The organism is Puniceibacterium confluentis (genome assembly GCF_007923445.1).
Taxonomy (GTDB): Bacteria; Pseudomonadota; Alphaproteobacteria; order Rhodobacterales; family Rhodobacteraceae; genus Puniceibacterium; species Puniceibacterium confluentis.
The window spans coordinates 1-614 of record NZ_VOJI01000105.1 but is presented as its reverse complement, the minus strand read 5'-3'; the positions used below and the strand labels follow the sequence as shown (position 1 = coordinate 614).

Genomic DNA, 614 nt, shown 5'->3' with positions numbered 1-614 from the left:
CTCCTTGCCGGCCGGGTCGACGGTGTGGACGGCGCACGCAATGCAGGGGTCGAAGGAGTGGATGGTGCGCAGCACTTCCAGCGGCTTGTCCGGCTGAGCCACGGGGTTGCCCACGAGGCAGGCTTCGTAGGGACCGGCAACGCCGTTCTCGTCCCGCGGCGAGGCGTTCCAGGTGGACGGAACCACGGCCTGGTAGTTCTTGATCTTCTTCTTCTCGATGACTATCCAGTGGGACAGGGCACCACGGGGCGCCTCGTGGAAGCCGACCCCCTTGTACTCGCCGTCGGGGATTTCCGTGTGGTTGGCGTAGGTGGAGTCACCCTTACCGATGTTGGCCACGAGCTTGTCCAGGTACTCCAGGGAGTAGTCGGCCATGACGTGGGCGCGCACGCCCCGGCAGAAGAGCCGGCCCATGGTGGAGTGGAGCTCCTTGGGACCGATGCCGAGCTTGGCTGCGGCGTCGTCCACCAGCTTCTTGACCTTGGGATGGCCGGTGGCGTAGGCGGCCATGACCTGGGCGGGCGGTCCAACCTGCATGGGCTTGCCGTTGTAGCGCGGCGACTTGCACCAGGTGTACTTGCCGTTCTCCTGGAAGTCGGTGTGCTGGGGCTTGG

The 614-nt window shown here is 65.8% G+C and carries 1 protein-coding gene; it reads right to left on the bottom strand.

Annotated elements, in window-relative coordinates:
• A partial coding sequence (locus tag FOY53_RS22710) for a nickel-dependent hydrogenase large subunit (RefSeq protein WP_146592542.1) occupies positions 1-614 on the bottom strand: 614 nt, incomplete at both ends.